The organism is uncultured Tenacibaculum sp. (assembly GCF_947495995.1).
GTDB lineage: Bacteria > Bacteroidota > Bacteroidia > Flavobacteriales > Flavobacteriaceae > Polaribacter.
This window is the reverse complement of record NZ_CANMAX010000002.1, coordinates 632499-658142: the sequence shown is the minus strand read 5'-3', so window position 1 is coordinate 658142 and position 25644 is coordinate 632499. Positions and strand designations below refer to the sequence as shown.

The following is a 25644-nucleotide window of genomic DNA, read 5'->3' as shown; positions in this document are numbered from 1 at the left end:
ATGTAAAAATTGTATGAAAACACTACAAGTAAATACTACACAAAATGTTAAAATAAATTTTGAGTTGGCTAACGTAGGTCAAAGATTATTAGCATTTATAGTAGATAACATCGTAAAAATTGCCTACCTATATTTTGTGGGGAAGTTTATAGATTTCGATTCCCTTTTGAGATATATAGAGCAAGACCATTGGTCGAAAGTAGCCATAAGAGTATTATTCCTTTTACCAATAACATTTTACACGTTGTATTCTGAAGTTTTAATGAACGGTCAAACTATTGGAAAAAAAGTGGTTAATATTAAAGTGATTAACCAAGAAGGGTTTAAACCTTCTTTTTTAGATTATACAATACGTTGGTTTATGCGTATGGTAGATTTCAACTTTTTTATTTTGATTTATGTTTTGCTGAGTAATAGTTTGCGAGGCGAACAACTATTTGTTTGGGTATACATGATTTTCTTGATAGGTAAAATGATTGGTTTTTTTGCAATTGTTTTTACTAAAAATAATCAACGAATAGGAGATTTTGCGGCAAATACTGTAGTGGTTTCATTAAAAGATAGAGCTAGCTTTTCTAGAACAATTATACAGAACATTAGAGAAGATTATAAACCAATGTTTTCAAATGTTATTAAGCTGTCGGATAATGATGTAAGAATTATTAAAGACACGTTTATGAGAGCAAGTAAAAGCAAAGATTATAATACGTTAATAAAACTGAGAACTAAAATTGAAGAAGTTACTACAATAAGTAAACCTAAAAACTTAACAGACATTCAGTTTATAGATATTGTATTGAAAGATTTCAATTATTATACTCAGGATGCTTAAATTTTAATATTCGAATTTGCTGAAAATCAAATCATACAATAATACCAAAATATCTACTTTTTTTCCTATAGTATTGGGACTTATATCTGGTATTTCGGTATTTTATTTTTTGTATTTCTTTGAAGCTTATGGTATTCAAAAAGGAACTTCTTATTCTGGACATTCACATTTGTTTAGAAGTTCTTGTTTTGGTCTTCTAACATTTGTTTATTTAGCTTTTTTTGAGTTTTATCTTAAGAAGAAGTTCACTATAAATACTGTAAAACAACAAGTTTTTTGGTATGTGTTTTTAGTGTTTTTTGCTAGTCAGTTAATCTTTTTATTATTCAATTATTTTTGGAATTGGCAAGAATGGAATCTTGAAGCTTATCTCTTAATTATCAAAGAATTTCCTTTGATGATGATTATTCCGATAGGTTTTTATTTAATACTTTCTGAATTAGCTAATCATAAAAAGAATGAAAATACTGAGTTGATATTTCAATCAGAAAATAATAAAGATCGTTTAAAGATTAAAGCAGAAGATTTTTTATATGCGCTTTCTTCAGGAAATTATATTACTGTTTCCTATGCTTCCGAAAATTCTATTAAAGAACATTTAATTAGAAAAACATTAAAACTTCTAGAAAAAGAATTAGAAGAGGATTCAAACATTAAGCGTTGTCATCGTAGTTATTTGGTAAATACTTCAAATATTCAAGCTATAAAACAAGAAAAAGGAAAGGTTTTTATAGAAATTAAAGAACATAAACTTCCTGTTTCAAAACAATACCAAGAAGAATTCTTATTCTAACTTATTTTTTCATCACAGATACTAAAAATTCATCCCTTAGCACAACTATTTTAGGATATTACAGATTTAAGTTTTCATATTTGTGAAAGAATAAATCATAAATGAGAACATCAGTTTTTATCACTTTTTTAATAATAATCTTCCTGAATATAGGATGCAATTCTAAAGAAAAAGAATCTATAATTAAAGATTTAGATTTTAGAGTTCAGCAAATAGATACTTTATTTCAGCACAAGCTTAAAGAAGATAAATTTCATGGAGGCGTTGTAATTTCAAAGAAAGGAGAAATTTTATACGAAAACTACTTTGGGATTGCAGATAGAAGTCTAAACATTCCAATGCGCAGGAACATGAAATTTGATATTGCTTCAGTAAATAAATCAATGATTGCTGGATTGGTGTTAAAAGCTGTAGAAAATAAGTTGTTAAATCTAGAAGATAAATTGGTCGATTTACTTTCTGATTTTAAATACTCTGGTCAATTTGATTCAGAAATTACACTACATCAAATGCTTTGTCATCGTTCAGGATTGCCAGATTATGATAGTGTTTCTTTAGAACTGAAAGAGAATGGATTTTTGAAATTTAAAAGATTACGATTTACGAATGAAGAATATGTGGATTTTATAAGTCAACTTAAACCTGTAAGCAAACCTAATCAAAAATTCTACTACAGTAATTTTGCTTATCATTTGATAGCAATAATTTTAGAAACTGCTTATAACAAGCCTTTCAACGAAGTTTTAAAAGAAAACTTAACAGTTCCTTTAGGATTAAAACACACGGTTTCTGAAAGTAGAAATGAAAATATTATTCCTAGTTTAGTTAAAGCTTATACTTACGATGTTCAACATAAGAATTGGCAAATTACACCATATATCGATTTAAGCTTAGGAAGACGAATTTTTTCTACTCCTTCAGATTTAAATAAATGGGCGCAAGTTATGAGTAATCCTGGATGGTTATCTCAATCTTCACTGAAGTTGATGTTGCAAAATTATCAAGAAAAAACATCAAATGTTAGTTATGGTTACGGATGGTTTGTAGTAGATGAAGAGCATAAAAGTAAGATTGGAAACTTAGAAATAACTCAGCCGTATATTATTCATGGCGGAAGTACAGACGGTTATAAAGCAATGCTAATTAATATCAATAATCAAGAGTTTGTAATGAGTTTTTTAAGTAATGTAGGTAATCGAACAAATGAGATGAAATTAGCTCAAGAAATCGTGAAAATTTTAATTCAATAAATAAGATGAAAAGAAAACAGTACACATTAGTTTTAGTTGCTTTGATGTTAATTACAACTACTAGTAACGCGCAAAAAGAAAAGTTAATTGGTTTATGGGAAATTAAAAATGTGGTTGTAGGGAATCAAAATATGACACCAGTTGCAAAATGGACTCAAATAAATTCTGATGGAACTTATGCTTCTGGAAATGGATGGTTACAGAATGCGAAAGGAAAATGGAATTTTGATACAAAAACCAATATTTATTCAGCAGTTGATGTTTTAGATGTTGCTGATGAATTTGGAGGTTTTTCTGTAACTTTTGAGAACAATAAAATGTGTTGGAGTAGAGTAGAAGAAGGACAAAATGTGAAAGTTACATTGTCAAAAATTAAAGAATTACCCATGTCGCCAGCAGACTATTTAGAAGGAATTTGGGATTTAGAAGACATTAAAAAGAAAGGAAAAAGTATTACAAAAACATATGATAAAAATAACAAACACAAATTGTTTATCAGATGGGATAGAATTTATTTGAATTTTAATCCTGAAGGAAAGAAAACAACAGGCTATTGGCATATTCACGGACATAAACCTCACATCACTTTAATTCCGCATTCGAAAGATGATAAATTAGAAAGCTGGAAAGTGAGTGTAAACGAAAAGGAGTTGATTATGATAGGTTTATCAGATACTAATAGAGATGAAGAGCGAATATATAAGCGTAGAAACTCGTTTTAAGTTTTTTTGAGAAAAGACAATAAAAAAAGGAAGGTTTAAAAACCTTCCTTTTGTATTTATTCCTCTTCGTCATGTATCGGATTTCTAAAGACTAAATTGTCGTCAAATTCATCTAGAAGAATCAAACTATCACTAGATATTTTTCCTGCTAAAATTTCTTTAGACAGTAAGTTTAATACTTGCTTTTGAATAACACGTTTTACTGGTCTAGCACCGAATTCAGGTTGAAAACCTTTTTCCGCTAAATAATTAATTGCTTGCTCAGTTGCATCCAGAGTAATATTCTGTGCTGCAACAGTTTTTTTAACATGATTCAATTGTAATTCTACAATAGATTTGATGTTTTCCTTAGTTAAAGGAGTAAACATGATGATATCATCGATACGATTTAAGAATTCAGGTCGAACACTTTGTTTTAAGAGACTTAATACTTCCTCTTTCGCTAATTCCATTGAAGCTTCTACAGCTCCATTCATAGTATTGTATTTCTCTTGAATAATATGACTTCCCATGTTAGAAGTCATGATAATTATCGCATTTTTAAAGTCAGCTAAACGACCTTTATTATCGGTTAACCTTCCTTCATCTAAAACTTGTAAAAGTATATTAAATGTATCTGGATGCGCTTTTTCAATCTCATCTAATAAAATTACTGAATACGGTTTACGTCTAACAGCTTCAGTTAATTGTCCACCTTCATCATAACCAACATATCCAGGAGGCGCGCCAACTAATCTACTAACAGCATGACGTTCTTGATATTCACTCATATCAATTCTGGTCATCGCGTTTTCATCATCAAATAAATAAGAAGCTAAAGCTTTTGCTAATTCTGTTTTACCAACACCAGTTGTTCCTAAGAAAAGGAAAGAACCAATGGGTTTATTCGGATTTTGAAGTCCGGCTCTAGATCTCCTAACAGCATCAGAAACTGCTTCAATAGCTTCTTCTTGTCCAACTACACGTTTATGCAATTCTTCTTCTAAACGTAATAATTTCTCACGCTCAGATTGTAACATTTTAGTAACTGGAATCCCAGTCCACTTTGCAACAACTTCAGCAATATCATCGTAAGTAACTTCCTCTTTAATTAAAGCGTTATCACTTTCTTGAATTAAAATTTCTTGTTGACGTTCTAATTCTTCTTGCGCCTCTTTTATTTTACCATATCGAAGTTCTGCAACTCTACCATAATCACCATTTCGCTCAGCTTTTTCTGCTTCTAGCTTATAATTTTCGATATCAGTTTTTAAAGTTTGAATTGCATCAACCGTACTTTTTTCAGATTGCCATTTAGCATTAATATCGTTTCTTTCTTCTTTTAAATTTGCTAATTCAGCATTTAAAGATTTTAATTTAAGATCGTCATTTTCACGTTTAATCGCTTCGATTTCAATTTCTAACTGCATAATTCTTCGATCTAAAACATCTAATTCTTCTGGTTTAGAATTAATTTCCATGCGAAGCTTAGCTGCAGCTTCATCCATCAAATCAATCGCCTTATCAGGTAAAAATCGACTCGTAATGTAACGTTGAGATAATTCTACAGCACCAATAATGGCTTCATCTTTAATACGAACTTTATGGTGTGTTTCATATTTTTCTTTAATTCCTCTCAGGATAGAAATTGCACTTTCAGTATCGGGTTCATCTACCAATACTTTTTGAAAACGACGTTCTAAAGCTTTGTCTTGTTCAAAATACTTTTGATATTCATCTAAAGTAGTTGCTCCAATAGCACGAAGTTCACCACGAGCTAATGCAGGTTTTAAAATATTAGCAGCATCCATAGCGCCTTGTCCGCCACCAGCACCAACTAAAGTGTGGATTTCATCAATAAATAATACGATGTCTCCTTCAGATGAAGTTACTTCTTTTACAACTGCTTTTAAACGCTCTTCAAATTCACCTTTAAACTTTGCACCAGCAATTAAAGCTCCCATATCTAAAGAATAAATCTGCTTATCTTTTAAGTTTTCAGGAATATCTCCTTTAATAATACGGTGTGCTAATCCTTCGGCTATAGCTGTTTTTCCTGTTCCAGGTTCTCCAACAAGAATTGGATTGTTTTTAGTTCTACGAGATAAAATTTGAAGTAATCTTCTAATTTCTTCATCTCTACCAATCACAGGATCTAGCTTTCCATCTTGTGCTAATTGGTTTAAGTTTTTAGCATATTTATTTAAAGAATTGTACGATTCTTCTGCGCTTTGTGAAGTAACACGATTTCCTTTACGTAATTCTTCTATTGCAGCTTTTAAACTCTTTTGGTTTATACCTTGATCTTTTAAAAGTTGTGCAATTTGACTTTTAGAATTGAAAATAGCTAGAATTAGATGCTCAACAGAAACATACTCATCGTTCATTTTTTTTGCTATAATACTAGCTTCATTCAACGTTTTTGTAGCTTCTCTAGATAGTAAAATTTCTGCACCATTTACCTTTGGGAAACTATGTAATTGTTGATCTAATATGCTTGAAATTAAATCAATATTTACATTTAATTTCTTTAATATGTACGGAAGCACGTTTTCATCTACTTGTAATAAAGCCTTGAAAAAGTGTTCGTTTTCGATTTGATTGTGACTGTACTCTTGCGTTATTTGTTGTGCAAGTTGGACAGTCTCTTGTGATTTTATTGTATAGTTATTGAAATTCATTTTCTCAACTTTTTTATTTCATCCAGTAATAGTCAAAATACATTCCATTAGAAAAAATATGTCAATTTGACTTTTTATTGATAATAATCCTGTAATCTTGTCGTTATTGAGTTGTTTTTAAACACTATAACCAACTAATAAATCCCTAAAAACCAAATGAAATCTTTAATTAAACTCCTTGTAATCTTTACAATAAGTACAACGTATGCACAAAATATATATGTTGCCAAAAATGGAAATGATGCAAATTCTGGAGGTGAAAACGATCCTTTTTTAACAATAGCGAAAGCTTGTGAAGTAGCAAGACCAGGAAATGTTGTATTGATTCGTGAAGGAAAATATGAAGAAACCATAAAACCATCCAGATCAGGTGAAGCAGGAAATCCAATAGTTTTTAAATCTTACCCTGGAGAAAATGTGGTGATTTCAGCAATGAAATCGTTAAGTAATTGGACTGCTGATGGTGATGGACGATGGAAAACTACTGTGAATTGGGATTTAGGTCAACGTAATTTTGTGATGAATGGAACTACAGTTTTAGATTTAGCTAGATGGCCAAATAATACTGATGGTGATCGTTTTACTTTAAATTCTTTACGAAATGATGGAGGAAGTCAAGATGAAGTTTCTGTAAACGCGTTTTTAACTGATACTGAAATTCCAAATTGGAATTGGGCAAATGGAGGTTCAATAATGTTTTACGGTGATCGCCCAGGATCTGGCTGGACAACTTGGAGAGCTTGGATTAAAAGTCAATCTTCTGGTCGTGTAAATTTTGATGCAATTAAAAATCAAAATTGGATTATCGGATCACATCCTCCAGGAGATTTAGGAGATTATTATTTAGAAGGTATTAAAGAAGCTTTAGATTATCAGAACGAATGGTATTTCGATGCTACTACAAGTACACTCTTTGTACAATTACCTGGCGGAATTAAACCAAATGATGGTGAAGTACAAATGTCGAGAAGAGAAATAACTGCAGATTTACAAGGTCGTAGTTATATTCATATTGAAAATTTAGCATTGTTTGGTGGAAATATTTTAATAAAAGGAACAGGGAATAAATTAAATAGAGTTACAGTTTTATATGGAAGTATGACAAGAGGAATTAATCCTAATTTTAATTCAGGAATTAATGCTGTTGATATAAAACACGGTTCTAGAAATACAATTATAGAACATTCAGAAATTGGTTTTGGAGATGCAACAGGTATTTGGGATTCAGGTACGGCTTCAATAATTAAAAACAATTATGTACACGATTTTGATTTTTTAGGTTCTTACGATGCCCCAATAATGGCTAGAGGTGGAGTAGACACTAAGATTTTAAATAACAATATTTCAAGAGGAGGAAGAGATGCTATCCAAATCGTTAATAAAAATTCTGAAGTAGCTTGGAACGATATATCTCAGAGTAATTTAATTGCTGATGATTGTGCGTTGCTGTATACTATTAATAAAGGTTTAAATCTAGATATTCACCATAACTGGTTTCATGATGCTGAAAGTAGAGGAAGATTAAAAAAAGCAGCGGGTATTTATTTAGATAACGATGCCGAGAATGTGAGAATTTATAGAAATGTTGTTTGGAATGTAGAGTGGACTAACATTCAAATTAATTGGGATGGAAAAGATATTGACATTTTCAATAATACTCTAGTAAAAGCAAAAGGCGGAACAATGGGAGCTTGGCATAAAGCCGGAACCATGTTTACGAATGTTAAGGTGTGGAATAATATTACTGATAGAAATGCAACAGATCAAGGAGGGAATCAAGAAACAGAGGGAACTTGGGAGACACAGTCTGATAAACAGAATAATTTAGTGAATAAGACTTCTTTTGTAGATCATGAGAACAACGATTTTAAATTGAAAGCAGGTTCAGCTGCAATAGATTTTGGAAGAGAAATTACAGGATATACAGATGGTTTTAAAGGCGCTTCTCCAGATGTAGGTGCTTATGAATTAGGAGACGATTGGATTCCTGGTCCGGATTGGAAATTATCTGAAGGAGCAAATGGTTCTTGTTATAATTTACCTGGAGAATCTTGTGGTTGTACTCCGGTTGTTTGGTATAAAGATGCAGATGATGATGGTTTAGGAGATCGTAATAGTACTTTAGAAGCTTGTAGTAAACCTAATGGTTACGTAGCGAATAACTCAGATAATTGTGATGATGATAAAGATAACAGATGTGATATTTTACACCAAGTAGGAGTAAAAATAGAAGCTGAGGACTATAATAATGAACAAGGTGTAGATATTGAAACTAATGTAAGTGGAGTTACGAATTTAGGTTTTATTGAAAATAATGATTTTTCAGCCTATAAAATCAATATTCCACAAACAGGAACGTATACCATCACTTATAATGTAGCTAGTGCAAGTAGAGGAGGAGGAATTCAACTAACTTCAGATAAAACAGGATCAGAATCTGTAATTACAACGATTGCAAATACAGGCGGGTGGCAAGCTTGGCAAGAAGTTTTTTCAACATTAAAGTTAGAACGAGGTATACAAACATTAACAGCAACTTTTGTTGGTGGAAGTAGCTTTTTATTTAATGTAGATTGGTTAAGAGTTGATGCTGGAGTTTTATCTGTTGATGATATTGATGCTTTAGCAGTAAAAGTATACCCTAATCCTTCTAATGATATTATAAAAATTGAAGGTTTACGAGAAGATATTAACTTCAGTCTTTTTGATATAAAAGGAAGAAAGCTAAAAACAGTTGTATTAACTTCTAATTCAAATGAAATTCATATTGAAGAATTACCTCAAGGAATCTATTTTTTAAAATCTAAACAGAAAGATGTTTCCTATAAGATTATTAAGAAGTAACTTTGTAAGTAATCGAAGTAATTCGAGACTACACAAGAAAAATAATTTTTATAACTAAGGAATAATGGGAGTTTTTGGAAATATTTTTAAGAAATCATCAGAACAAAAGAAAGAAGTAAAAGAGAATAATATCAATTGGATTCCGTTAAAATCGGTAGATCAAATTAAGCAAGTGACTAAAAGATCACACAACAAACCAGTAGGTATTTTTAAGCATTCTACACGTTGTGCTATTAGTAAAACAGTGATTAAAAACTTTGATCAGTCATTCCCAAAAGAGTTAAATGAGAAGATTGATATCTTTTATATAGATTTATTAAACTATAGAGACGTTTCTAGCGAAGTTGGATACGAATATCAAGTTTTACATCAATCACCTCAGTTTCTTTTAATTAATAAAGGAGAGGCGGTTTTACATGCATCACATTACGATATCACTCAAATTGATTTAGAAAAAATCATAAAATAATAGGTAGGTTTTACAAATAGGTTGTATTTTTGAGCTTTCAAAAAAATTAACCTTTTGAGCGCTACAGAGTCAAAAAACAAAGTCGGAAAAAGCCTATATAACTACCAAAAGGAAGCATTATTCAAGATATTTAAAAGTTTTGAAAATGCTCCTGAGAATTATCATTTGTTATATCAACTTCCAACAGGAGGTGGTAAAACAGTTATATTCTCTGAGATTACTCGTCAGTATTTAAAACATTATCAAAAGAAAGTTTTAATAATGACACACCGAATCGAATTGTGTAAACAAACAGCTAGAATGCTTGGAGAGTTTGGTGTAGAAAATAAAATTATTGACAGTAAAGCGGATTTGAATGATCAGGGAGATTATGATTGTTTTGTTGCCATGGTGGAAACATTAAATAATCGTTTAAATGATGATATTCTTGATATTTCTGATGTTGGTTTAGTCATTATTGATGAGGCACATTACAATTCTTTTACAAAGTTATTTAAGTTCTTCAATAAATCTTTCATTTTAGGTGTAACAGCAACTCCTTTGAGTTCTAACATCAAAATGCCAATGAAAGATAACTACGATCATTTAATCGTTGGTGAAACAATTGCGGCACTTATTGATAATGAATATTTAGCTAAAGCTAATGTGTACTCATATAATGTTGGTTTAACTTCTCTTGAAGTAGGAGCTAATGGAGATTATACTGTAAAATCTTCGGAAGATCTTTATACCAATACAAACATGTTATCTAAGCTTTTACAAGCTTATGAAGAAAGAGCAAAAGGAACTAAAACTTTAATCTTTAATAATGGTATTAATACATCTTTATATGTATACGATACTTTTAAAAGAGCAGGATATCCTATTGCACACTTAGACAATACAAATACTAAGAAGGAAAGAGATGCGATCTTAAAATGGTTTAATCAAACTCCAAATGCTATTATAACATCGGTAAGTATTTTAACTACTGGTTTCGATGAACCTTCAGTTCAGTCTATCATATTAAACAGAGCGACAAAATCGTTAACGTTATATTATCAGATGATTGGTCGTGGTTCTCGTATTATTCCAGGGAAATCTCACTTTAATGTAATTGATTTAGGAAATAACTTCCATAGATTCGGACCTTGGGGTGCTGATTTAGATTGGCAAAAAATGTTTAGAGCTCCAAACTTCTACCTAGATAATCTATTAACAGATGAAGATATTGAGAGTACTTTTAAATATGAATTGCCAGAAGATGTAAGAAAAGAATTTGCAAATACTAAGGAAGAAGATTTATACTTCGACGTTAAAAGAGTATATGTAGATACGATTCAATCTGGTCAAAGTTCTAAGAAAGTATTAGAAAAATCTATCGAACACCATACTCGCATGTGTGTTGAAAATAGTGAAGATGTATTTGATGCATTAATCTTAGCAAAGAAATTAGGAGGAGATATAGACGATAGAATTCACAGATATTCTAAATGTATTTGTAAATCAACTCACAATTTTATTGATTGGCTTCAAGACGATTATAGAAAGAAATTGCATTCTTATATCAGAGCAAACTTTGATGAAGTTTATGAAGATATTTTTGGTCATCCACCACCAGAAGAATAAAATATAAAGCAAATAAAAAACCATTTCTAATTAGAAATGGTTTTTTTGTTTATGTTAAGTATTGTGATTTACTTTTTGAATGGTTTAGCAGGTAAAATTTTACCAGTACATTCTCCAAATCCAATTCTTACTTCATTGTTTTGAGAATAACCTCTCATAATAACAGTATCATGATCGTTAATAAATTTACGCTCACTACCATCATTCATTTTGATAGGATTTTGTCCTCTCCATGTTAATTCCAACATCGAACCAAAACTATCTTCAGTTGGTCCAGAAATAGTTCCACTTCCCATCATGTCACCAGCTTCAACAGGACATCCATTTACTGTATGGTGTGCTAATTGTTGTGCCATTGTCCAATACATATACTTAAAGTTAGAATTACAAACTACAGTTTCTTTCTCGTTTTCTGGCTGAATTGCCATCTGTAAATTAATATCGAAACTGTGTTTACCTTCGTGCTGCAAATAAGGTAATGGTTGTGGTTCTTGTTTTGGGTTATTTACTCTAAAAGGCTCTAAAGCATCTAAAGTAACAATCCAAGGAGAAATTGTAGAAGCAAAGTTTTTACCTAAGAAAGGTCCAAGTGGTTGGTATTCCCATGCTTGAATGTCTCTTGCAGACCAATCATTAAATAAAACTAAACCAAAGATATAATCTTCAGCTTCTTCTACAGCAATACGATCACCCAAATCATTTGATACCGTAGTGATAAACGCCATTTCTAATTCAAAATCTAATAATTTTGAAGGCCCAAAACCTGGTACTCCACCTTCTTCAGTAGGTCTAGATTGACCAATTGGTCTACGAATTGGAGTTCCTGAAGGAATAATAGAAGAACTTCTTCCGTGGTAACCAATAGGAATGTGTAACCAGTTTGGTAATAAAGCGTTTTTAGGATCTCTAAATAAGCTTCCTACATTAGTCGCGTGTTCTTTACTAGCATAAAAATCTGTATAATCTCCAACTTGAACTGGTAAAAGCATTTCGATCTCATCCATTCTAAAGATAATTTTATCTTTATGATCTGCATTATCACGAAGTTTACCGTTCTTAACATCAAAGATATCAGCAATTCTATTTCTAACTAATCGCCAAGTTTTTCTACCATCAGCGATAAAGTCATTTAATGTATCTTGTAAAAAAATATCGTCAGTTAATGGAATACCTTCAAAGTAACCTAATTGATGTAAGGCACCTAAATCAATTGCAAAATCACCAATTCTTGTTCCAATAGTAATAATATCATCACGAGTTAAGAAAACTCCAAAAGGTATATTTTGAATTGGGAAATCTGAAGTTTCTTCAACTTTTAACCACGATTTTCTGTTAGGGTTATTGGCTGTTATTTCCATTTCGTTTTTTAGTTAATTGTTTCATCAAACCTACATATTTTTTCAATTCACAACAAACTTTACAGGCTAAAAAAAGCAGATATTTTTCCTATAAATAAGTTAAAAATAAATATGTTCTTCATTATTAGTGCAATTCAATGTGAAACACTACTTTTGCGGCAAATTAATGTAGCACTATGCAATCCATAAGAAATATAGCAATTATAGCCCACGTAGATCATGGTAAAACTACTTTAGTAGATAAAATTATAGATCAGGCTAAAATATTAGATGAGCGTAAAGAGCGTAAAGATTTATTGTTAGATAACAACGATTTAGAAAGAGAGCGCGGAATTACAATTTTATCTAAAAACGTTTCTGTAAACTATAAAGGAGTAAAAATTAATGTAATCGATACTCCTGGTCACGCCGATTTCGGTGGAGAAGTAGAGCGTGTATTAAAAATGGCAGATGGAGTTTTATTATTGGTAGATGCTTTTGAAGGACCAATGCCACAAACACGTTTCGTATTAGGAAAAGCATTAGAGTTAGGATTAACACCTATCGTAGTAGTAAATAAAGTTGATAAAGAAAACTGTACACCAGATTTAGTACACGAAAAAGTATTCGACTTAATGTTTGCTTTAGAAGCTACAGAAGAGCAATTAGACTTTACAACTATTTATGGTTCTGCTAAGAATGGTTGGATGAGTACAGATTGGCAAGATCAAACTGAAAACATTATTCCTTTATTAGATGCTGTTTTAGAAACTATTCCTGAAGCACCATACAGAGAAGGAACTCCGCAAATGCAAATTACTTCGTTAGATTATTCTTCATTTAAAGGAAGAATTGCTATCGGTAGAGTATATAGAGGAGATTTAGAAAAGAATAAAGATTACATGTTATGTAAAGCTGATGGAACTACAAAGAAAGTTCGTATCAAAGAATTACATGTTTTCGAAGGAATGGGTAAAGTAGAAACTGATAAAGTTCGTAGTGGTGATATTTGTGCTGTTACAGGAATTGATGATTTTGAAATTGGTGATACTATCGCTGATTTAGAAAGTCCAGAAGCTTTACCAAGAATTGAAGTAGATAAACCTACGATGAGTATGTTATTTACAATTAACAATTCTCCTTTCTATGGTAAAGAAGGAAAATATGTAACTTCTCGTCATTTACGTGATCGTTTATATAAAGAAACAGAGAAAAACTTAGCATTACGTATCGAAGATACAGATACAGAAGATAAGTTTAATGTATTTGGTCGTGGTATTCTTCACTTATCAGTTTTAATTGAAACGATGCGTAGAGAAGGATACGAATTACAAGTTGGTCGTCCACAAGTAATTTTAAAAGACATCGACGGAACGAAATGTGAGCCATATGAAACATTAGTAATTGATGTTCCTGAAGAGTTAGCAAGTAAAGCAATTAACTTGGTAACTATGCGTAAAGGAGATTTATTAGTAATGGAGCCAAAAGGAGATTTACAACACTTAGAGTTTGATATTCCTTCAAGAGGTTTAATCGGTTTACGTAATAAATTATTAACTGCAACGCAAGGTGAAGCTATTATCAACCACCGTTTAAGAGGTTATGATGCTTACAAAGGTGAGTTCTCTGATTTAGTAAACGGAGCAATTGTTTCTTCTGAAAGTGGAAAAGCTACAGCTTATGCGATTGATAGATTACAAGACAGAGGAAAGTTCTTTATCGATCCTAACCAAGAAATATATAAAGGTCAGGTTGTTGGAGAAAATGCAAAGCAAGACGATTTAGCTGTAAACTTAATTAAAGGAAAGAAGTTAACTAACGTTCGTGCTTCTGGATCTGATGATGGAGTTAAAATTGCACCGAAAATCGATATGTCTTTAGAAGAGTGTATGGAATATATTAAAGACGATGAGTATTTAGAAGTTACTCCAGAAAGTTTAAGAATCAGAAAGATAAATTTCAGGTAGAAATCTTAAGATATTGTTAAAAACACCCTTTTTTGGGTGTTTTTTTATGTTAAAAGCTGTTTTGTTTATGTTAACATAATAAAAGTTAAACAAAATCGTTATATTTGAACATCACTTAAATTAAACAAGTGATATTTTTTGGCCAAAAAAGTTTTTGTTTATTAAATTTAAGTAAAAGTTAAACAATTAAATTAACCCTAAAAAACAAACTTATAATGTTATTTAAAACAATCAAAAAAGCAGCTATTCTAGGCTTAGTGTTAAGTTTTGGATTATTTACTTCTTGTGATGATGACGATGATACAATGAACGGGGGACAACAAGACGATATTGTACAAATTGCTTCAGCAGATAACAACCTATCAATTTTAGTTCAAGCATTACAAAGAGCAGATTTAGTTTCAGCTTTACAAGCAGACGGTCCATTTACAGTTTTCGCACCTACAAATGCAGCTTTTCAAGCATTATTAGATTCTAAAGCAGAATGGAGTTCTTTAGATGATGTTCCTGTAGATGTTTTGAGAAATGTCTTATTATATCACGTAGTACAAGGAAAAGCATTAGCTCAAAGTTTAACAAATGGTCAAACATTAACAACTTTAAGTCAAGGAACAATCACAATCGATTTATCTAGCGGTACTAGATTTGTAACAGGAGCAGAGCAATCTGTATCTGGAGACACATTTAATATCGAAGCTTCAAATGGTGTAATTCACACAGTAAACGAAGTATTTTTACCAGGTAAAATTCAAGATATTGTTGATTTAGGTGTTTCTACACCAGATTTAAGTTCTTTAGTTGCTGCGTTAGAGAGAGCAGATTTAGTTTCAGCTTTACAAGCAGACGGTCCGTTTACAGTATTTGCACCTACAAATGCAGCTTTCCAAGCGTTATTAGATTCTAACATAGATTGGAATTCTTTAGATGATATTCCTGTTGATGTATTAAAGAATGTATTATTATTCCACGTAATCAGCGGAAAAGTTGAGTCAGGAGATTTATCAGATACGTATGTAAATACATTAGCTGTTGGACCGAATGACGAGCCACTTTCTTTACAAGTAGAAGTTACTGGAGGAATTGAATTCAATGGAGATTCTAAACCAGTTGAAAACTTAATTAATATTTCAGCTACTAACGGAGTTGTACACGTAATTGATAAAGTTATGTTACCACCAAACGTTGTAACATTAGCGTTAAACAATGCTGGTTTTTCAACTTTAGTTGCAGCTTTAACAGATTCTAGACACACAACTGACTTTGTTTCTATCCTTTCAGGAGACGGACCATTCACAATTTTTGCACCAACAAATGCAGCTTTCCAAGCATTACTAGACTCTAACGCAAGCTGGAACTCTTTAGCTGACATTCCAATCGCTACTTTAGATGCAGTTTTAAAGTATCATGTAGTTAGTGGATCAAATGTACAAGCAGATCAATTAATGAACGGAGATGTAACAACTTTAGGGGGAACAATCACTATCGATTTAACTTCTGGAGCGCAAATTAATACATCTAGTTCACAAACCGTTAATATTCTTGTAGGAGCAGCTACAAACGACGTACAAGGTACTAACGGAGTTATTCATGGGGTTGATAAGGTATTATTACCTTAACCTGATATATATATTTACACTTGTTAATAGTAAGAGCTACTCGTTTGAGTAGCTCTTCTTTTTGTTAAATAATAGTAAAGTTTTATTAAAGCTATTTTTTCGATAGTTGGTGGTATGTTTTTTGTTTCAAAAATGTAGAAACCAATTAAATGAAAAATTATGAAAAAAAGTAACTATTTATTTTTAATGATGCTGTTAACAATTTTAATTCAAGGTTGTTATGGATATAGACCTTCAGTTGAATATACAGCATTTAAAAATGAAGATTGCGAAGAAAAACACCAATCACTATACCTGTTTTTTGATGGTGAAGAAATTGCCTTTGAGTATGAAAAATTAGGTTTGGTAGAAGTAGAAGGCGAGCAATTTGCTTCAAATACCGAAGCTTTAAACAAACTGAAACAAAAAGCATGGGAAAACTGTGCAAATGGTTTAATTAAAATTGAAACAGGTTATAAAGATAGAGAACGAGGTGTTGCTTTTGTAGAGGAAACCGAAGAAGTTTACAGCGCTAAATTTTACAAAGCAATAGCTGTAAAAATTCTAGTTGATGATGATTTTAGAGCTAAATACGGAGGTGGAGTTGAAATCAATCTAAAGGAGTAGTAATTTTTAAAATAGCTGTTGCGAATATTTAATATCTTTGCCGAATGAATGAATTCGGACAACTTTTTCAGGCTTTAAAAGAAGCAATTTCAAACGATAATTTTGTAAAGTTAACATTGAGTAAACCTATAAGCAAAAGCTTTAATTTACCTAATGTTTATGTACGATTGGTGAATATCAAAAACCAAAAACAATTACAGTTTACGTATCGATATAACACGAACGATCAAACAAAAAATTATAGTGTAGAAGAAGCTTGTGAAGAGTTAGAAACATTGTTATTAGAAAAATTCAAAGCAGCTACTTTATTTACTTTGGAATCGGACTTGTTAGTTATGATTTCTAAGAAGAAAAAAGTAAGTTACAGAACTACTGCACCAAGTTTTAAAAATAAACTTCCCGAAATTCACGATAAACCTAAAGAAAAGAGAATAAATCTTTCAAGTAGCTATTTACAATTTCTAGGAATTATAGATAAGAGCAGTAAAGTAATTCCTAAAATGGCTGATAAATATCGACAGATTAATAAATATTTAGAAGTAATCGAAAGTTTAATTGCTTCTTTAGATATGAACAAAAAGCTACAAATTGTTGATATGGGTTCTGGTAAAGGCTATTTAACTTTTGCTTTATACGATTACCTAGTCAATTTAAAAGGGTATAATGTTTCTATTACAGGAATTGAACTCAGAGAATATCTGGTAGATTATTGTAATGATATTGCTAAAAAAAGTGGTTTCGATCAGTTAAACTTTATTGCGCAGCGTATACAAGAATACGACAACGATAAAATTGACATTTTAATTGCTTTACATGCGTGCGATACTGCTACAGATGATGCGATTTACAAAGGTTTAATGGCAAAATCTGAATTAATCATTTGTGCGCCGTGTTGCCATAAACAAGTGCGTCAGCAAGTAAAAGGAAGAGAGCAGGAGAGTCCGTTATTAAAATATGGAATTTTTAAAGAGCGTCAATTCGAAATGATTACCGATACCATTCGTGCATTAATTTTAGAAAAATTCAACTACAACACTAAAGTTTTCGAATTTATTAGCAGTGAACATACACACAAAAACGTAATGCTGATTGGTAGTAAATCAAGCAAAAAGAAAGATATAGAAAGTATCGATAAAAAAATAGAAAGTTTAAAAGAGTTGTATCATATCGATCATCATTATTTAGAAACGTTGTTGTAGTAGGTTATTTTATAATCTATTGTCAAATCGAAGCCTGAGAAAAGGAATTTCAAGCAGATATGATGACATTATTTTGAAAAACGTCATCGCGAATGTAGTGTAACGGAATGAAGTGATCTGATATTCGATAAGTAGTTTACTTCTTTCGCTATCGCTTCATCGTAATGACGAAAAGATAAACATGTCAATGGTGGTAAAATTACTTGTAATGTAATGAAGAATAATTTTGTACTTCGACTATTGCTCAGCAGAACTATCGAGAAGTTCTAGTTACACAAACTGTTCTCGATATATTTTTTACTACGTTTACACTCCATAAAAAACACTCGAACTGACATATATTTGTAAATTGATATGTATTTATGGAAAAGAAAACTTTAACAAAAGAGCAATTATCCAAACGTTTTTTTAGACGATTAAAAGACTATAGAAATAGTCGTAAGTTGATCTTTTTTGATGAAGTTGATTTTAAACAGACTAATCTACAGGTACAAATCAATGAAGACGACGTTCCTATTGCATTACTAAAACTTAAGAATTCTGAACAAATTCTAATCACTATTCGAGCTTTATATCACATTAAAAAATCTGTAGTAACAAAAATTGAAGCAAAAGATCTAGAAGAATGTAAATATCTACCTCATGAAAATGCTTTTGAACTTCGACAAAAATCGCTATATCATAAATTAAAAAACAAGTTTGAACTTACTTTTTTAATTGGAAAAGTTCAAATACAAACCAAAAACAATTCGTTTATTGATTTGTATATGACCAGAGCTAAATATTTGTTTGTCTTAACAGGGATGATTAAAATGCTTAGGGATTATAGTTTCTACAAGATAAGTTAAATGTAATGATTTAATTTCTTGTGTAAAATTAAAAGTTGTATGTTTATTTTTATGATTAAAAATTGATACTTGTAGAATAGATAATAAAAAAAACAAACAATTATTTGTGTGATTCTTGCTCTTTCCCAAACTCTTCAAGTAAATTACTCATATTGATGTGGTAATCATCATTTATTTTTTTATATTTAGTTAAATAACTAATATTTTCAAAAAGAACATCTACAAATTTTTCTATATACTTATCGTCTTTAAAAAACTGTTCTAAAAGATTTTTATTCTCGTTTTGTTTTTCAAAGAATTCACTTAGTAAAATATCAATTTTAGATATTATTATAGATTGTTTTTTTTCGTCTTTTATAAATAACTCATTCTTTTCTGAAGCAACTTCATCAATTTGAGATATTTCTTTACTTTTTATTTCATTAAATTTCTCATAATATTTTAAACCTATTTTATCCTCTGAGTCAATAAATGTTAAAATATTATCTATTAGTGATTTTGTTTTACTGTTAAACGAAATGTCATTCTCGAGTATTAAAAGTACTTCATTTGTTAAGGATCCGTAACCTACATTAAGATTCATCATTGAAAAGTGCTCGATTAATCTTGAAGGTGTATACATGAACCATTGGGTACAACCTTTATTTACTTCAAAATATTTTTTTCTTATAGAGATTAACGAAAAATCCCAAGTACAAAAAATAGGTTCAATAGGATTTATTTCAATATTGTTATCAGCTAATCTCTCAAACATTTTACTATCATTCGTAATAGCTTTTAAGGATTTATTCTCTTGAGAATTTTCAGCGATTAGATGTTGTGTTTTAGATATATCATAACTTGGTAAGTTTTCAACATTTATTTTAAGATGTTCTAGTATACCAATGATTTGTTTTTCTATCCCACTTGTATGATTGTATGCTTGCTTAGTGATACCAAATCTTTTAAGAAATGTTTTAAAATCTTCTGAGTTTTCTAATAAATCATTATCATGTAGATGGATATAAAACTTATATATAGCATTATTAGTTTCACTTATTAAATATTTATGTTTTCCTTCTGTTAATGGGATAAGTTTATATGCATATTTAAATAAATTAGAAGTTTCAATAACGTATTGATATATCGTTTTCAAATCTAATGACTTTGCATAAGAAAACTTAAAAAATTGATTAATGATTTTATACCTAGGGTTATCATATTTAAAATCTATATTGTAAGAGTTAAGAACTAAAAAAACTAATACATTAGTGTCAATGAAAATACTTTTATTGTTGTGATGTTGTTGAATGTAATCTTGTAAATTATCAAGAGAGTTTACTTTTGTATAAGCAGAACCTGAAGCTATTATAGATATTAATTCGTTATTATCAATAATTTCAGATAATGATTCTATCAATGCATCAATATTGTATTTTTCTTCATCAACAATAGTTTCTAAATAAGATTTAAAATGATTTACTTTTTTTTCAAAACTTTTAAAATCTGACTTTCTTTCAATAAGTTCATTATAAGTATCCGAATAACGAGATTCACTTAATGAAAATATTTGTTTAAGGATCTCATCTATTTTATTTTCTATATTATACTGACATAGAATATTAGTTACAGACTTCCTAAGATGAGATTCATGTTCATTTAGAGTTTGATGTAATTCGCTAATTCTTTTATTTTCCGAATCACTTATTTTTAAAAAAGAGTTATTAATTTTTATATAATTTTTAGTTTGTAACTTTTTTAAAAAAACATCATAATAATGCTCACCGATTGTTGATTCAAAATTCAAATTTATAGCCTTTAAAACTCCAACTTTGCTGGTTTCACCTTGTTTGAAAAGAAGATTTATTACGTAGGATTTAATGATGTTAAATTTAATGTCATTTGAAGTTCCTATAGTCATTAAATCATAATAAGTTCTGGAGTTTACATTATTAAATTTATTATTTTGAAAATCAGATTCTGATATTTTATTCTTGTCAAGAAGTAACTTTTTAAGTTCAGAAGTAATCATTGCTTCAGAAGCTATATCTTCAGCTGAGTAAATATTTAGTTTCAAAGAATAATTTGTAGTTGCCAATTTACGATATTCTACCTTTTTTTGTTGAGTAATTTTTTTGGAATAAAAATAGAGAACCTTGCTAGGCATATTTTTATCCTTTACATTTTTTTCTGCTTTCTGTAAATCTGATTTTAACTTATTTAGAAATCTAGATTCTTTAGTAGTGGTAGCTTGATATTGATAATTAATTTTTTCATAATCTCTAGCTATTAAATCTACACCTGAATCATTTGTCCCATCAACTATAGATATTCCTTTATTACCTTCTATTTCAGTTATAAAGTAAAGAGCTATTTCATTTAATTCTTTATCATTTAGAGATTCAACAAGTTTTGTATTAAAAGAAAGTTCAGACATATTTAAAGTAGTTTGTTACAAGTGATATATTTTTTTGAATAAAATTTATAAGAATCTAACTTTTTGATACTAATTTTTTAGTTAGACGAATTTAGATTTTTTATAATTGAGATTATCATCTATTGAGTCTAATTTGTTTTTTTAAGTAGTTAGAATTTTATCTATAAATCAGAAAAAATAAAGGAATAGGAGGGTTTGTCTATTGCTTTTTCATTTTCTAGTTGCCAAATAAAAAGAAAGTCTACATTAAAAACAAAAGGATACCCGTAAAGAAATGAGAAAGGGGAAAAACACTCTTTTTTGTTTTTGTAGAAAAATAAACTAGAAGATTACTTCATTTCACCCATTCGAAATTTCTCTGGGTTCATTCGTAATGACGTTAAATTAGAAATACCTTTTTATTGTCATTGAGAGCGAAATTTAATGCAGAGAAGCAATCTGTTTATTGGTTTTATCCTTAGTATTGATGTAAAAAAATAGTTTATTAAAAAGAAAATTCTATTTAGCAAAGCTTGTCTTGAGCGACAGTAGAAAGATTCGTAATGATGTTAGGTTAGAAATACTTTTTTTATCGTCATTGCGAGCGAAATTTAATGTAGCGAAGCAATCTGTATATTGGTTTCAAAGAAACCTTATTCATTGTCAATTTGTTCAATCATTTCTAAAGCTTCTTTCCTTGGAGGATATAGTTTTGAAACAAGAAAACCTACAAGCATAGACACTAAGAAAGAAGGAAACAATACATCAACAGCAACAAAATATGCACCAATAGTTTCAATTTCTTTAAAAACAAAATTAAATAACATTACGGCTACAAATCCAGAAATCATTGAAGCAATAGCTCCTTTTTCCGAATATCCTTTCCAGAAAAGTGTAAGGATAATTACAGGACAAAAAGTGGCGGCAATTCCAGACCAACCAAATATGATAACCCAGAATATTTGTCGATCAGGAGAAACGTAGTTCATAATTAAAGCAATAACTAAAGCAGAAAAAGCCATAATTATTGTAGATGTTCTAGAGAACTTAGTAAGGTTTTCATCTTTAATATCGGGTCTAAATATTTTTTGATAAAAATCGCGAGTAATGGCACTTGAAGCCAATATTAATAAAGAATCAATTGTAGACATAATCGCTGATAAAACAATAGCGATAAAAAGAGCAACTAAAACTGTTGGTAAAAACGATTCTGTAATCATACTTAAAACATCTTCTCCATTATTTCCTAAAACTGCCTCTGGATCTTGTCCATTCGTTGTAAAATAAATACGCGCCAAAATTCCTATAGTCACAGCGGCGGTATCTGTTAACAAAGTAAAAATACAAGCAACCCATTTTCCTTTATCAATTTCTTTTTTGTTTTTAATCGACATGAATCGTACATAAACTTGAGGTGAACCTAAGAAACCAAGACCAATCATAGAAAACCCAAGAATAGTAAAAAGGTTCATCCAACCGTCAGAACTTCTACCCATAATATTGGTCAAGGTAGGATCTATAGCATTCAGTCCAGCGGTAATTCCAGCACCTTGATCCATAGAAAACCAAACAACGATAGGAAGTAATACTAAACCGAAGAACATCAACAATCCTTGAAAAAAGTCTGACCAAACTGCAGCAACAAATCCGCCAAAAAAGATATAAGCAAGCACAATGAAAAAACCAATTAAAGCTCCTAGTTTATAATTAATGCCAAGCATAGATTCAAAAGCTACACCTGTTACATCTATTTGAGAAGCTACATAAATAACAATAAAGACAACCAAAACAGAAGCTGCAATTATCCTCAACGTATGTGTAGATGTTTTAAAATGACTTTGCAAATAATCTGGAATTGTGATGGCACCAAATGCATCTGACCTTTTTTTGAAACGTTTTGCCATAAATTGCCAAGAAATAAAAACCCCCAACAATTCTCCTAGTACAACCCAATAAGCAGAATATCCAGCTATAGCTCCCATTCCTGTTAATCCAATTAATAACCAACCAGATTCACCTGTGGCTCTAGCCGAAAAAGCAACCGCCCAAAATCCCATTTTTTTTCCACCAACATAGTAATCACTCATTCCTTTTATTTTGCGAGAAGCTAAAATTCCAATTAGAAACAGAATTCCAACATAAACAGCCAGTACAGCTATTTTAATTACTAAATTTTGGTCTACCATAATGAATTTGTTTTTTTGATTTTATGTTGATGAGTTTCTAAAAAAGAAGAAAATACGATTTTTTAACGATCTTCAAAATAGATAAAATTTAATGAATTTTTAAGTGTTTTTAATGTTTTAACTAAAAAAAGACTTTAAAAATGCTCAATTTTATTATTTTTATGCGAATCTTGATTTGCGACACTTATCAATATAAATAGGGCAAGGAAACGTTCTTGGATTTGCAAATCAACCCTAAAAAAACAAAAGATTTGAATCAAAATCAAAAACCTTCTCAGAAGGAACTTCAAACTTTAGATGATTTAGTAACAGCTCTTTCAGAGGAAGAGAGGACGACTATAAATCACATAATACGCTCAATTAATATTAACCCCAAGGACATAGAAAAATATACTTCATGGTCTGAGGATTGCTACACGAGAAATTGCATAATAAACAATGAAAAGTTTGAATTAATCTTAATTTGCTGGTGTAAAGGTCATAAAACGCCTATTCACGATCATGGTGGTCAAGAATGTTGGGTGAAAGTTATAGAGGGTGAATTGGAAGAAGTAATTTATAAAAAGAATGAGAATGATGAGTTGATAGCAATAAGGTCATCAAAATCAAAAGCGAATCAAGTTACTTATATGAAAGACTTTATGGGATTTCATAGTTTAGAAAATATATCCCCAAACAGAAGCATAACCCTTCATTTATATGCAAAACCTATACGAAAATGCAATATTTTTAATGAAGATTTAAAGAAGTTTGTAAGTAAGGAGATGAATTACGACACAGTTGCAAATTATATAAAAAAATAAAATAGTATATGTCTACAATAAAAAATGATTTAAAGTTATTCAATGAACTTGCAGAAGTTTTATTGAATGAAGAACAGCAGAATCCTGTTGCGGAAAGAATAGAAGCAAATCAATTATATGAGACTATTGATTTATCTTTACGTGATACTGCAATGGTTGATGATGATTTTAAATCGTTATTACAAGATGTGTTAGTTTCCACACCAAAAACTGCAACTAGTTTATTTTTCAATCAACTTTTTGGAGGAAGACAACCCAAAGCTGTTTTGGGAGATTTATTGGCTGTTTTATTAAATAACAGCATGTATACATATAAAGTTGCAGGTCCTCAGGTAGGTATAGAACAAGAAATTATTAGAAAATCTTGTAATTTAATTGGTTATGGTTCGAATAGTAACGGAACTTTCCCAACAGGAGGATCTATGAGTAATTATATGGCCTTAGTTATGGGGCGCGATGCAAAAGATCCTTCATGTCGTTTTGATGGAATGAGAAAACCTTTAATTATTTACACATCTATTGAATCTCATTACTCTAATGCTAAAAATGCAAGTTTTGCAGGAATTGGTAGAAATAATATTCGATATATAGAAGTTGATAGCGAAGGAAAAATGATTCCTGAAAAGCTAGAAGAACAAATTAAAGAAGATATTAAAAATGGCGGTATTCCAACATACGTAAATGCAACTGCAGGAACTACAGTTTTAGGTGCTTTTGATCCTATTGATAAAATTGCAGATATTACTGAAAAGTACGATATCTGGCTGCATGTAGATGGAGCTTATTGTGGAAGTGTTATGTTTAGTGAAAAATACAAACACCTTATAAAAGGAGTAGAAAGATCTAATTCTTTTAGCTACAATGCTCATAAAATGTTAGGAACTCCTTTAACATGTTCTATTCTTTTAGTAAATGATAAAAAACATTTACACAATTCTTTTAGTAATGATGCGAGTTATTTGTATCAAACAGATGGTGATGATTTTAACTTAGGGAAAACTTCTTTTCAATGTGGAAGAAGAAATGATGCTTTAAAGTTTTGGACACTTTGGAAATCTATAGGAACAAATGGGTTAGAACAAATTGTAGATAAACAATTAGAATTGGCCAAAGTTGCAGTTGATTATATTAAAAACAATCCTGACTACACGTTGTACAGTTATGACGATTCTATTTCTGTTTGTTTTAATTACAAGGATGTAGATCCCGTTGCTTTATGTACTGCCTTATATGAAAATCAAGAAACTGTTGTTGGTTTTGGCTCGTTTAATGAAGATACTTTTGTAAGATTTGTGACAATTAATGCAACTAATAGTAAAAATGATATTTTGAATTTTTTCAAAGTTCTAGAAAACTTTGTAGCTAATACATCAGTATTAAAAACTACATCAGCACTAAATACATAAACCACGCTTCAACCAGTTAAATAAAGATTCTTTATTTTGAAATAAAAGAACATCTGTAAAGATGTATTTATATTGTCTGATGGTAGTTTAGCCTATAAAAAAA

The 25644-nt window shown here is 30.3% G+C and carries 18 protein-coding genes; 14 read left to right on the top strand and 4 right to left on the bottom strand.

Annotation, left to right across the window (positions count from 1 at the left end):
- Window positions 1-13: 13 nt before the first annotated feature.
- From Q1A15_RS08195 to Q1A15_RS08180, 4 genes are all read left to right on the top strand, one after another.
- On the top strand, window positions 14-832 hold the full coding sequence (locus tag Q1A15_RS08195) for an RDD family protein (protein ID WP_299621539.1): 819 nt from the start codon (window positions 14-16) through the stop codon (window positions 830-832).
- A 16-nt stretch (window positions 833-848) separates the two neighbouring features.
- Window positions 849-1625, top strand: a complete 777-nt coding sequence (locus tag Q1A15_RS08190; protein ID WP_299621536.1) for a LytTR family transcriptional regulator DNA-binding domain-containing protein — start codon at window positions 849-851, stop codon at window positions 1623-1625.
- Window positions 1626-1726: 101 nt separating this feature from the next.
- Window positions 1727-2875 (top strand): serine hydrolase domain-containing protein, encoded by a 1149-nt coding sequence (locus Q1A15_RS08185; RefSeq protein WP_299621533.1) that lies wholly within the window; start codon window positions 1727-1729, stop codon window positions 2873-2875.
- Window positions 2876-2880: 5 nt separating this feature from the next.
- A complete protein-coding gene (locus Q1A15_RS08180) occupies window positions 2881-3597 on the top strand; it encodes a hypothetical protein (protein WP_299621530.1) in 717 nt (238 codons plus the stop codon).
- Window positions 3598-3653: 56 nt separating this feature from the next.
- Here the strand turns inward: Q1A15_RS08180 and clpB are convergent, their stop codons facing one another.
- Complete coding sequence (clpB, locus tag Q1A15_RS08175; RefSeq protein ID WP_299621527.1) at window positions 3654-6257, bottom strand: ATP-dependent chaperone ClpB; 2604 nt, start codon at window positions 6255-6257, stop codon at window positions 3654-3656.
- Between the two features lie 156 nt (window positions 6258-6413).
- On the opposite strand from clpB, the gene Q1A15_RS08170 reads away from it, so the two are divergent.
- From Q1A15_RS08170 to Q1A15_RS08160, 3 genes are all read left to right on the top strand, one after another.
- Window positions 6414-9101 (top strand): carbohydrate-binding protein, encoded by a 2688-nt coding sequence (locus Q1A15_RS08170; protein ID WP_299621524.1) that lies wholly within the window; start codon window positions 6414-6416, stop codon window positions 9099-9101.
- A 64-nt stretch (window positions 9102-9165) separates the two neighbouring features.
- Window positions 9166-9570 carry a bacillithiol system redox-active protein YtxJ gene (gene ytxJ, locus Q1A15_RS08165; RefSeq protein ID WP_299621521.1) on the top strand — a complete coding sequence of 135 codons (405 nt, stop codon included), beginning with the start codon at window positions 9166-9168 and terminating at the stop codon, window positions 9568-9570.
- A 54-nt stretch (window positions 9571-9624) separates the two neighbouring features.
- Window positions 9625-11178, top strand: a complete 1554-nt coding sequence (locus Q1A15_RS08160) for a DEAD/DEAH box helicase (protein ID WP_299621518.1) — start codon at window positions 9625-9627, stop codon at window positions 11176-11178.
- A gap of 68 nt (window positions 11179-11246) precedes the next feature.
- Here the strand turns inward: Q1A15_RS08160 and fahA are convergent, their stop codons facing one another.
- Complete coding sequence (gene fahA, locus Q1A15_RS08155; RefSeq protein ID WP_299621515.1) at window positions 11247-12536, bottom strand: fumarylacetoacetase; 1290 nt, start codon at window positions 12534-12536, stop codon at window positions 11247-11249.
- A 176-nt stretch (window positions 12537-12712) separates the two neighbouring features.
- Between fahA and typA the strand changes: the two genes are divergently transcribed.
- The 5 genes from typA (at window position 12713) to Q1A15_RS08130 (ending at window position 18751) form a co-directional block, all read left to right on the top strand.
- The gene (typA, locus tag Q1A15_RS08150) at window positions 12713-14482 is read left to right on the top strand and encodes a translational GTPase TypA (RefSeq protein ID WP_299621512.1); all 1770 of its coding nucleotides are present in this window, start codon (window positions 12713-12715) and stop codon (window positions 14480-14482) included.
- Between the two features lie 215 nt (window positions 14483-14697).
- Complete coding sequence (locus Q1A15_RS08145; protein WP_299621509.1) at window positions 14698-16098, top strand: fasciclin domain-containing protein; 1401 nt, start codon at window positions 14698-14700, stop codon at window positions 16096-16098.
- Window positions 16099-16257: 159 nt separating this feature from the next.
- The gene (locus tag Q1A15_RS08140) at window positions 16258-16704 is read left to right on the top strand and encodes a hypothetical protein (protein WP_299621506.1); all 447 of its coding nucleotides are present in this window, start codon (window positions 16258-16260) and stop codon (window positions 16702-16704) included.
- A 44-nt stretch (window positions 16705-16748) separates the two neighbouring features.
- Complete coding sequence (locus tag Q1A15_RS08135) at window positions 16749-17903, top strand: SAM-dependent methyltransferase (protein ID WP_299621503.1); 1155 nt, start codon at window positions 16749-16751, stop codon at window positions 17901-17903.
- A 362-nt stretch (window positions 17904-18265) separates the two neighbouring features.
- The gene (locus Q1A15_RS08130; protein ID WP_299621500.1) at window positions 18266-18751 is read left to right on the top strand and encodes a hypothetical protein; all 486 of its coding nucleotides are present in this window, start codon (window positions 18266-18268) and stop codon (window positions 18749-18751) included.
- A 100-nt stretch (window positions 18752-18851) separates the two neighbouring features.
- Here Q1A15_RS08130 and Q1A15_RS08125 read toward each other — a convergent pair whose 3' ends face one another.
- Together Q1A15_RS08125 and Q1A15_RS08120 are read right to left on the bottom strand one after the other, a co-directional pair.
- Entirely contained in the window at window positions 18852-21167 is a 2316-nt protein-coding gene (locus Q1A15_RS08125) for a hypothetical protein (protein WP_299621497.1), read from the bottom strand.
- Window positions 21168-21799: 632 nt separating this feature from the next.
- Entirely contained in the window at window positions 21800-23332 is a 1533-nt protein-coding gene (locus Q1A15_RS08120; RefSeq protein ID WP_299621494.1) for a sodium/proline symporter, read from the bottom strand.
- Between the two features lie 215 nt (window positions 23333-23547).
- On the opposite strand from Q1A15_RS08120, the gene Q1A15_RS08115 reads away from it, so the two are divergent.
- Window positions 23548-24135: a cysteine dioxygenase family protein gene (locus tag Q1A15_RS08115; protein WP_299621491.1), complete on the top strand. Its 588-nt coding sequence runs from the start codon at window positions 23548-23550 to the stop codon at window positions 24133-24135.
- Window positions 24136-24143: 8 nt separating this feature from the next.
- Window positions 24144-25541, top strand: coding sequence for an aminotransferase class V-fold PLP-dependent enzyme (locus Q1A15_RS08110; RefSeq protein ID WP_299621488.1), 1398 nt, complete (start codon window positions 24144-24146; stop codon window positions 25539-25541).
- Window positions 25542-25644: the final 103 nt, after the last annotated feature.

Excerpts from the sequence above, each read along its gene's own strand:
- Q1A15_RS08180 (WP_299621530.1), top strand. The coding sequence starts at position 2,881 with ATGAAAAGAAAACAGTACACATTAGTTTTAGTTGCTTTGATGTTAATT.
- Q1A15_RS08170 (WP_299621524.1), top strand. The coding sequence starts at position 6,414 with ATGAAATCTTTAATTAAACTCCTTGTAATCTTTACAATAAGTACAACG.
- ytxJ (WP_299621521.1), top strand. The coding sequence starts at position 9,166 with ATGGGAGTTTTTGGAAATATTTTTAAGAAATCATCAGAACAAAAGAAA.
- clpB (WP_299621527.1), bottom strand. The coding sequence starts at position 6,257 with ATGAATTTCAATAACTATACAATAAAATCACAAGAGACTGTCCAACTT.
- Q1A15_RS08110 (WP_299621488.1), top strand. The coding sequence starts at position 24,144 with ATGTCTACAATAAAAAATGATTTAAAGTTATTCAATGAACTTGCAGAA.
- fahA (WP_299621515.1), bottom strand. The coding sequence starts at position 12,536 with ATGGAAATAACAGCCAATAACCCTAACAGAAAATCGTGGTTAAAAGTT.
- Q1A15_RS08195 (WP_299621539.1), top strand. The coding sequence starts at position 14 with ATGAAAACACTACAAGTAAATACTACACAAAATGTTAAAATAAATTTT.
- Q1A15_RS08130 (WP_299621500.1), top strand. The coding sequence starts at position 18,266 with ATGGAAAAGAAAACTTTAACAAAAGAGCAATTATCCAAACGTTTTTTT.
- typA (WP_299621512.1), top strand. The coding sequence starts at position 12,713 with ATGCAATCCATAAGAAATATAGCAATTATAGCCCACGTAGATCATGGT.
- Q1A15_RS08135 (WP_299621503.1), top strand. The coding sequence starts at position 16,749 with ATGAATGAATTCGGACAACTTTTTCAGGCTTTAAAAGAAGCAATTTCA.
- Q1A15_RS08145 (WP_299621509.1), top strand. The coding sequence starts at position 14,698 with ATGTTATTTAAAACAATCAAAAAAGCAGCTATTCTAGGCTTAGTGTTA.
- Q1A15_RS08140 (WP_299621506.1), top strand. The coding sequence starts at position 16,258 with ATGAAAAAAAGTAACTATTTATTTTTAATGATGCTGTTAACAATTTTA.
- Q1A15_RS08120 (WP_299621494.1), bottom strand. The coding sequence starts at position 23,332 with ATGGTAGACCAAAATTTAGTAATTAAAATAGCTGTACTGGCTGTTTAT.
- Q1A15_RS08125 (WP_299621497.1), bottom strand. The coding sequence starts at position 21,167 with ATGTCTGAACTTTCTTTTAATACAAAACTTGTTGAATCTCTAAATGAT.
- Q1A15_RS08185 (WP_299621533.1), top strand. The coding sequence starts at position 1,727 with ATGAGAACATCAGTTTTTATCACTTTTTTAATAATAATCTTCCTGAAT.